Annotated in this window: 7 protein-coding genes; 6 read left to right on the top strand and 1 reads right to left on the bottom strand. The window is 44.2% G+C overall.

Features of this window, described 5'->3' with window-relative positions; all coding sequences use genetic code 11:
• The first annotated feature begins 362 nt into the window (after positions 1-362).
• Complete coding sequence (locus V7K40_RS22465; RefSeq protein WP_334963606.1) at positions 363-1,544, top strand: aldo/keto reductase; 1,182 nt, start codon at positions 363-365, stop codon at positions 1,542-1,544.
• 184 nt (positions 1,545-1,728) lie between these two features.
• On the opposite strand, the gene V7K40_RS22460 is transcribed toward V7K40_RS22465, so the two are convergent.
• Entirely contained in the window at positions 1,729-3,057 is a 1,329-nt protein-coding gene (locus tag V7K40_RS22460) for a hemolysin family protein (protein WP_334963604.1), read from the bottom strand.
• 240 nt (positions 3,058-3,297) lie between these two features.
• Here V7K40_RS22460 and mfd point away from each other — a divergent pair, with 240 nt between their 5' ends.
• From mfd to V7K40_RS22435, 5 genes are all read left to right on the top strand, one after another.
• A complete protein-coding gene (gene mfd / locus V7K40_RS22455; protein ID WP_334963602.1) occupies positions 3,298-6,816 on the top strand; it encodes a transcription-repair coupling factor in 3,519 nt (1,172 codons plus the stop codon).
• A 39-nt stretch (positions 6,817-6,855) separates the two neighbouring features.
• Positions 6,856-7,185, top strand: a complete 330-nt coding sequence (locus V7K40_RS22450; protein WP_334963601.1) for a DUF433 domain-containing protein — start codon at positions 6,856-6,858, stop codon at positions 7,183-7,185.
• On the top strand, positions 7,182-7,532 hold the full coding sequence (locus tag V7K40_RS22445) for a DUF5615 family PIN-like protein (RefSeq protein ID WP_334963599.1): 351 nt from the start codon (positions 7,182-7,184) through the stop codon (positions 7,530-7,532). Before V7K40_RS22450 ends, V7K40_RS22445 begins: the two co-directional genes overlap by 4 nt.
• 69 nt (positions 7,533-7,601) lie before the next feature.
• On the top strand, positions 7,602-8,096 hold the full coding sequence (locus V7K40_RS22440; protein WP_334963597.1) for a helix-turn-helix domain-containing protein: 495 nt from the start codon (positions 7,602-7,604) through the stop codon (positions 8,094-8,096).
• Between the two features lie 222 nt (positions 8,097-8,318).
• Complete coding sequence (locus V7K40_RS22435) at positions 8,319-8,660, top strand: transposase (protein WP_334963595.1); 342 nt, start codon at positions 8,319-8,321, stop codon at positions 8,658-8,660.
• The last annotated feature ends 246 nt before the right edge of the window (positions 8,661-8,906 follow it).

Below are 8,906 nucleotides of genomic sequence, written 5' to 3'. Positions count from 1 at the left end.
TGTGAGGCTGCGCCAAATTTTCTTGGCTTCTTCTTTCTTGCTTTGTGTCCAACTCTTGGAGACCCAACTCTTAGAGAGGCTGCGCCAGCGGCATGGTTCGACTACTTCGGCTACGCTCAGTACAAGTGCGCTCACCAGCCGTTCAGGGCATCGCGCTGCGCGTAGCTTGCTTCTCCGTAGGAGTATGCGGTTCGTTCCTCATATAGTTTGGCGCATCTTCATACAGAATTGGTATGAGCAATTTAATAATCTGATAAATCTTGCTAGTGTCATAGATTGAACAGAGGTAATTATTGTCGCACAGTAGGCTTGAATGACTATCGTTTTTAGATTTTAAGTTGTAAACAATCCACAATTCACTGATGCTATATAGACGATTTGGACGCACAGAATTACAAATGCCAGTGTTTTCCTGCGGTGGCATGAGATATCAGTTCAAATGGGAAGATGTTCACAATAATGAAATTCCTGCTGATAACCAGGCGAATCTGGAAGCGACTATTAGAAAGGCAGTTGAGGTTGGGATTAATCATATTGAAACTGCTCGTGGTTATGGCAGTTCCGAAATGCAATTGGGGAGAATATTGCCCCAGTTTCCCCGCGAAAAGTTGATTGTTCAGACCAAAGTAAACCCAACAGCAGATGCGAAAGAATTCCGTAATAAATTTGAACAATCATTGAAAAATCTCCAACTAGATTATGTTGACCTTTTAGGGTTGCACGGCATCAATCATGCTGAGTCATTCGACTACAGTATCCGTCCTGGTGGCTGTTTGGAAGTAGCGCAGCAATTGCAAGCTGAGGGAAAAGTCAGATTTATTGGCTTTTCTACACATGGCTCAACAGATATGATTGTGCAGACAATTAATACTAATAAATTTGATTACGTGAACCTGCACTGGTACTACATTAATCAATGGAATTGGGAGGCAATTGAAGCAGCTAAACGCCACGATATGGGGGTGTTTATTATTAGCCCATCTGATAAAGGAGGTTTGTTATATAAACCTCCAGAAAAATTAGTAAATCTTTGCGCTCCTTTGAGTCCAATGGTGTTTAATGATTTGTTTTGTTTGAGTCATCAACAAGTGCATACCCTGAGTTTAGGAGCAGCAAAACCACAAGATTTTGATGAACACCTGAAAACTTTAGAATTAGTAGACCGGGCATGGTCAATTTTGCCACCAATTTTAGCAAGGTTGGAATCAGAAGCGATCGCTACTTTGGGAGAAGATTGGGTAAAATCCTGGCAGACAAATCTACCAACCTTTGACCAAACCCCTGGTGAGGTAAACATTCGGGTGATTTTGTGGCTGCGGAATCTAGCGATCGCCTACGATCTGCTAGACTACGCTAAAATGCGCTACAACCTGCTTGGCAATGCCAGCCACTGGTTTCCTGGTAACAAAGCTGATCGGTTAGAGGAATTAGACTTGCGGCAATGTCTCGCCCGCAATCCCCACGCCGATAAAATCCCCCAAGTTTTGGAACAAGCCCATCAGTTGTTAGGGGGTGAAGCTGTCAAACGTCTATCTAAGACTTGATAAATTGCATAAATAGGGCATTGGGCATGGGAAATAGTAAACAATAATTATCAATGCCCAATGCCTAATGCCCGATCCCCAATACAACTCTTGGAAAAGCTGGCGCTTAAGGCGTAGCTATGCCGCAGGCTTTACGGCTTCTCTACTAGACGCTCTTAGGTTCGCTCAGTACAAGTGCCCAACACTAATCAGATTTTGTCGTATCCGATGATTTATTTCCTTTCGGTACGACTAGCACCTTATCAACGCGGTTACCATCCATATCCATCACTTCAATTCGCATACTTTGCCATTCAAAATAATCTGCTGCGGCAGGAATACGACCTAAATTGGTGATCACAAAACCGCCTAAGGTTTGATAACTGCCGCGTTCCTCAGATTGCCACTCTTCCATACCGAAAAGTTCCAAAAAATCTTCTACAGGCAACATCCCATCCAAAAGCCAGGAACCATCTTCGCGTTGCACAGCTTGTGGTTGATCCTGCCCATCTGTTGAAGGAACATCACCCACGATTTCGCTCATGATGTCGTTGAGAGTGACTAATCCTTGAATCACGCCGTATTCATCGACTACTAGCGCCATGTGAGTGATAGTTTGCTTGAACAATTCCAAAACTTTCAAACCACGGGTGCTTTCTGGCACGAATACTGGCTGTCGCAATCCCACCGTCAAGTCTAGCGGTTCTCCTCGGAAACTCCTGGCTAATAAGTCGGTAACTGGGATAACACCCAGCACATTGTCAAGTCCCCCCTGACAAACTGGATACCGAGAATAGGCACTATCAACCATTTTTTGGCGATTTTCTTCAGCAGTGTCTTCTAAGTCCAGCCAGACAATATCGGGACGGGGTGTCATTAAGTAGCTAACAGGGCGATCGCCTAAACGAAAGACTCGCTCCACCATATCCTGTTCGGCTTCCTCAAAGGTTCCCGCCTCGGTGCCTTGCTCAATTAAGATTTTAATTTCTTCTTCGGTGACTTGCGGCTCGGTAGAAGCTGTAATTCCTAGCACTCGCAGGATCAAATCTGTAGAAGCGCTTAAGAGATAGACTACTGGAGAAGCGATCGCCGCCAAAGCTTGCATCGGAATAGCTACAATTGATGCAATCCTTTCTGGGTTATTTAATGCCAGACGCTTCGGTACCAATTCGCCAACAATGAGTGAGAAATAGGTAATGAGCAAAACCACTATTCCGAAAGAAAGCGGGTCACTATAAGGTGCTAATAAAGGGACACGTTTTATATAGACTGCCACTCGGTTGGCAATTGTTGCTCCTCCAAAAGCACCAGTCAGGATACCGATTAGGGAAATACCTATTTGAACAGTTGACAGGAAATGATTTGGAGATTCAGCTAGTTTTAATGCTGCCTTTGCCTTGGGATCTCCTTGATTGGCAAGCTGTTGTAGTCTAACTTTCCGGGCTGAGACAATTGCCATCTCAGACATAGAAAACACGCCGTTGGCAATAATTAGCACCAAAATGATTAAAATTTCAAAAGTTGTGGAGGACATGTTTAAAATTGCTGCTTATCAGAGCGAACGTAGCTCAATTTTTAGTATCTAGGATTAAAGGTGCATCTATAAATGCTTTGACTGTACACAAAGTAGTAGTTATAGTTCTTAAGTCTATTAGTCGCTCTGCATTATTCTTCCACCCAAAGAATAAGAAGACTGTTAACACTTTTAAAATAGTTGACATAAACTGCTTCAAGATTTTCTGACCCACAAAGACTCCCACCGCAAGTAGTACTTATGTCATTTTCTTCTATTGTGCGTGCCTTAGCGCGATCGCCGCTCACCACTGAATTTATTTCTAAACTAAACCGACAACAAGAATTGCGGTTAAATGGCATTCCCAGGCTGCCCAAGGCTCTGGTGGCTTCGGCATTAGCGCGGGCTACGGGCAAGGATTTATTTGTAGTTTGCGCCACTCTGGAAGAAGCTGGACGCGTTTACGCGCAACTTGAGGCAATGGGATGGCAAACAGTACATTTTTACCCCACCTCCGAGGCTTCTCCCTACGAACCTTTTGACCCGGAAACTGAAATGAGTTGGGGACAAATGCAGGTACTGGCAGATTTGAGTATGGGGCATGGGGAAGAAAACCAGATTCCCAATCCCTCACAATTACCCAAGATGGCGATTGTGGCTACTCAAGGGGCGCTACAACCCCACTTACCACCGCCAGAAGCTTTTAGGCAATTCTGTCTTACCCTGAAGCGGGGGATGGAATTAGACTTGAATGCCTTCAGTGAGAAAATAACTATTCTAGGGTACGAACGAGTCCCTTTGGTGGAAACAGAAGGACAGTGGAGCCGACGGGGCGATATTGTTGATGTGTTTCCAGTTTCATCTGAGTTTCCAGTCCGGCTGGAATGGTTTGGCGATGAAATCGAGCAAATGCGGGAATTTGACCCTGCAACTCAACGTTCCGCCCTAGACAAAGTTAATCGGTTAATTCTTACCCCTACTAGCTTTGCTCCCGTGGTGATGGCGGCACTCAAGAATAGTTCTGAGTTAGGAGTTAGGAGTTATGAGTTAAATTCTGAATCAGAACTTAGTACTCAGAACTCATCACTCTTGGAGGGTAGTCGTCGCTTTTTGGGGTTAGCTTTCGAGCAACCAGCATCTGTGCTAAACTACTTAGCAGAAAATACCTTGATTGCCATTGATGAGCCAGAACAGTGTCATGCTCATAGTGATCGCTGGGTGGAAAATGCTGAGGAACAGTGGATAATGGCGCATGGGGAAGAATCTAGTCCCCCAACATTGCCGAAAATTCATCGGTCTTTTGATCAGTGTCTGGCTGACGTTGCCAAATTTAAAACATTATATTTATCGGAACTCTCAGAGGAAAATAGTGGAATTAATCTTGCCAGTCGCTCTATTCCAGTCACGCCGCACCAGTTTGCTAAACTAGCTGAAACAATCCGTCAAGAACGCGATCGCAATTTCTCTATCTGGCTGCTTTCTGCTCAACCTTCGCGTTCTGTCTCACTATTGCAAGAACATGACTGTCCGGCTCAGTTTATCCCGAATCCCCGTGACTACCAAGCGATAGATAAGCTCCAAATTAACCATACTCCCATAGCCCTAAAATATTCTGGTCTTGCCGAACTAGAAGGTTTTATCCTGCCTACATACCGATTAGTAATCGTTACAGATCGGGAATTTTTTGGGCAGCATTCCTTGGCAACTCCCGGCTATATCCGCAAGCGCCATAAAGCTACTTCTAAACAAGTTGATCCCAATAAACTGCGTCCAGGCGATTATGTGGTTCACAGAAATCATGGTGTTGGCAAATTTGTCAAGCTGGAAAGTTTGACGATTAATAACGAAACCCGTGATTATTTAGTGGTGCAATATGCTGACGGGTTACTCAGAGTCGCAGCCGATCAAGTAGGTGCTCTATCCCGGTTCCGCGCCGCAGGTGATAAAGCACCGGAACTCAACAGGATGACTGGTAAAGCTTGGGAAAATACCAAGAATAAAGTCCGCAAAGCGATTAAAAAGTTGGCGGTGGACTTGTTGAAACTGTATGCAGCGCGATCGCAACAACAAGGTTTTAGCTTTCCAGGCGATATGCCTTGGCAGGAAGAATTAGAAGATTCCTTCCCCTACCAACCCACAACGGATCAACTCAAAGCTGTCCAAGATGTGAAACGCGACATGGAAAGCGATCGCCCAATGGATCGCTTAGTTTGTGGCGATGTCGGTTTCGGGAAAACGGAAGTGGCGATTCGTGCTATTTTCAAAGCAGTCATCGCCGGTAAACAAGTGGCACTCCTTGCGCCAACGACTATTTTAACACAGCAGCATTACCATACACTAAAAGAACGTTTTGCTCCCTACCCGGTAAATGTTGGCTTACTCAACCGCTTTCGTTCCGCTGAAGAACGCCGCGATATTCAAAAGCGATTGGCAACGGGTGAATTAGATGTAGTAATTGGTACGCACCAACTTTTAGGTAAAGGCGTGATATTCCGCGATTTAGGACTGTTGGTGGTGGATGAAGAACAGCGGTTTGGGGTGAACCAAAAAGAGAAAATTAAAAGCCTGAAAACTCAGGTGGACGTGCTTACCCTCTCAGCCACTCCCATTCCCCGGACTTTGTATATGTCCTTGTCGGGAATTCGGGAAATGAGTTTGATTACCACGCCACCCCCAACCAGACGCCCGATTAAAACCCATCTGTCACCGATTAATTCTGAAAGTATCCGTACAGCAATTCGTCAAGAATTAGACAGAGGTGGACAGGTATTTTATGTAGTTCCACGTGTGGACGGAATTGAAGAGACAACAGCCAATTTACGAGAAGTGATACCGGGGGCTAGGTTTGCGATCGCTCACGGTCAAATGGATGAAAGCGAGTTAGAGTCAACCATGCTCACCTTCAGTAATGGCGATGCAGACATCCTCGTTTGTACGACAATTATTGAATCTGGCTTAGATATTCCGCGAGTAAACACTATTTTGATTGAAGATGCTCACCGTTTTGGATTGGCACAGCTGTATCAATTACGCGGTCGTGTGGGACGTGCAGGTATCCAAGCTCATGCTTGGTTATTTTATCCGAAGCAGCGGACGTTATCTGATGCGGCCCGGCAACGATTACGAGCAATTCAGGAATTTACTCAGTTAGGTTCTGGGTATCAACTGGCGATGCGCGACATGGAAATCAGGGGTGTAGGTAACTTGCTAGGTGCAGAACAATCCGGTCAAATGGATGCCATCGGTTTTGATTTGTATATGGAAATGCTGGAAGAAGCAATTCGGGAAATCCGAGGCCAAGAAATTCCGAAAGTGGAGGATACCCAGATTGATCTCAACCTGACGGCGTTTATCCCAGCAGATTATATTACCGATTTAGATCAAAAGATGAGTGCATACCGGGCGGTGGCGACAGCGAAATCTAAATCAGAATTAAAGCAAATTGCTGCCGAGTGGAGCGATCGCTATGGTAATTTACCAGTGTCGGCGAATCAGCTTTTGCGAGTCATGGAACTCAAACAGCTAGCGAAAAAACTTGGATTTAGCCGGATTAAACCAGAAAACAAGCAGCACGTAGTTTTAGAAACGCCGATGGAAGAACCTGCTTGGAATTTATTGGCGGCGAATTTACCAGAAAATCTCAAGACGCGCTTTGTGTATTCTCCAGGTAAAGTGACGGTGCGCGGGTTAGGAGTTTTTAAAGCAGATCAACAATTGCAGAATTTGATTGATGCTTTCGGAAGAATGCAGGGTGCGATTCCAGAGGCGGCTGTTGTTTGAACCGTAGTTTAACCTAATAATAAGAGTCAAAAGAAATTTATGTCAGTTGTAACAGCTAAATCTTACGTAGAATATCGTCAAGATGCTTATTGGGTTGCAGGAACTCGGATTTCCCTGGACTCGATCGTCTATGCTTTCCAAAAAGGATTATCGCCTGAAAGCATTGTTAATTCTTTTCCGTTACTGACACTTGAACAAGTTTATGGAGCGATCGCGTTTTATCTAGCCAATCGTGCTGATATTGATGCTTATCTAGAAGCTGAGGAAGCAGCATTTGACACTATGCCTCAACCGCTAGAAACCGCCGATCCTGCTTTGTATAACAAGCTTATGGCAGCCAAGGCAACAAGACAACAGGTAGAATCGTGAATGTTAGCTACCAAGCCGATGCTGATTTGAATCAAGCGATCGTCATGGGAGTTCTGCGACAAGAACCCACCATTGACTTTCAAACAGCCTTGGCTGCTGGATTAGAAGGTGTAAAAGATTCTGAAGTATTGGCGATCGCAGCACAGCAGGGACGTATTCTCGTCAGTCATGATCGTAAAACAATGCCATCAGAATTTGCCGAGTTCATCACCACCAATCATAGTGCAGGAGTGATCATTGTTTCCCAAAAACTACCAGTTGAAGTCGCGATCGAGGAACTGCTGATGATTTGGGCGATATCCAGTGCAGAGGAGTGGGTTGATCGAATTGCAAAGCTGCCTCTCTGATACCAATTCTGTATAAAGATGCGCCAAACTAAGTCAAACTTATAGATGGGTGCATTGAGTAACTTTGTGATGAGTCGTCCATTCCAAATTGAGATTTCAGAAAGCCAAGAAGAATTGGAGAAAGCTGTCAAATATGCCACGACGGCAAGCAGTAAAGAAAGATTACAAATGCTTTATTGGCTCAAGAGTGGTCAAGATAGCAGCAGGCGATCGCTTGCAGAACGTTTAGGACGTGATGAAGCAACCATAACTCGTTGGGTAAGGAAGTATAAAGATCAAGGAACAAGGGGCTTGCTTGAAGTCAAACATGCACCTGGAAAAGCTCCGAGCATTACTGGTTCAGACTTAGAACGCTTGGAACAGCGGTTACAGGAGCCATCTGGGTTTACTAGCTATGGTCAAATTCAACAATGGCTCAAGAGCGAATTAGGACTTTCACTTGCCTACAAAACAGTCTATGAAATTGTTCGCCAGCGTTTGGGTGCGAAGTTAAAAGTGCCTCGTCCTCAAAGCACCAAACAACACCCACAAAGTCTATCTCACTTTAAAAAAAACTGCCTTTAGCATTCAAATTCTTGCAGGAGGAATTTGGAGCGGGGAAACGATTGAGGTACTTATGCCAGGATGAAACACGTTTAGGATTAAAGACAATTGCAGGACGTTTGATTACAGCTAGAGGAGTTAAACCTGTGGGTTTAAGCCAATGGCAACGTGAAAATTTTTATTTATACGGAGTTGTAGAACCCTTAAGTGGATACAGCTTTTTCTATGAGTTCCCCTACCTGAATGCTGATTGTTTTCAACACTTTTTGGAGTTGCTATCTGCTGACAAGAGGTGATGATATCGCGGTTATCCAGTTCGACCAAGGATCTTTCCACAAAGCTAAAGCTCTCGATATCCCAGATAACATTATCCCGATTTTTCAACCTCCTCACTCTCCTGAACTCAACCCTATTGAGCGGTTTTGGGAATTTCTCAAATCTCAACTCCAATGGGAAAATTGTAAAACTCTTACACAACTACAGCACAACTTAACTGATGTCCTCAAAGAAATTACACCTTCGATGATTGCCTCTCTCACTTCTTACGACTTTATTCTTGAAGCCTTATTTAGCGCAGCTTCATAAAGAATTGGTATGAGATGTGCTGGAATAGTTTATTAACGTATCGGCACAGATCAACTAATTGCAAAATTGATTGATAGTTAAACAATAGTTATGTTGTGGAGAGTGATCGCAAATTTCACACCTCCCCTCATTTTCTTTTTTAAAGTGAACCACATTGCTTTTAAAAAACAGGAAGCTATACTTGGTCTTGCTGCTCAAAAAACTTATTACAAGGCTGTCCGCTCAAAACAATTATTGAATCAGAAA

The organism is Nostoc sp. (genome assembly GCF_036917195.1).
Taxonomy (GTDB): domain Bacteria; phylum Cyanobacteriota; class Cyanobacteriia; order Cyanobacteriales; family Nostocaceae; genus Nostoc.
Note: the sequence above shows the minus strand (reverse complement) of the source record. Positions and strands in the feature narration are given on the sequence as shown.